Source organism: Streptomyces sp. ATLC9 (assembly GCF_057196705.1).
Genome location: NZ_JBXUOY010000607.1, coordinates 1 through 417, shown reverse-complemented (window position 1 = coordinate 417; position 417 = coordinate 1). Strand labels below are relative to the sequence as shown.

The 417-nt window shown below is 66.9% G+C and carries 1 protein-coding gene; it reads left to right on the top strand.

What is annotated here, in order from left to right; genetic code table 11:
* A partial coding sequence (locus AC2CJA_RS27290) for a roadblock/LC7 domain-containing protein (protein WP_484605286.1) occupies nt 1-417 on the top strand: 417 nt, incomplete at its 5' end.

Sequence of the window (417 nt, the reverse complement as noted above, 5' to 3'; positions counted from 1 at the left end):
CCGATGAGCCAGGCGGCGCAGAACCTGAACTGGTTGATCACCAACTTCGTGAGCAACACCCCGGGGGTGTCGCACACGGTGGTGGTCTCCGCCGACGGCCTCCTTCTGGCCATGTCCGAGGGGTTCCCGCGGGATCGTGCCGATCAGTTGGCGGCGGTCGCGTCGGGGCTGACCTCGCTGACCGCCGGTGCGTCGCGCATTTTCGAGGGGGGTGCGGTGAATCAGACGGTGGTGGAGATGGAGCGGGGGTTCCTGTTCATCATGTCGGTCTCCGACGGTTCCTCTCTGGCGGTGCTGGCGCATCCGGAGGCGGACATCGGTCTGGTCGGGTACGAGATGGCCCTGCTGGTGGACCGGGCGGGTACGGTGCTGACGCCGGACCTCCGCGCCGAACTGCAGGGAAGTCTGCTCAACTAG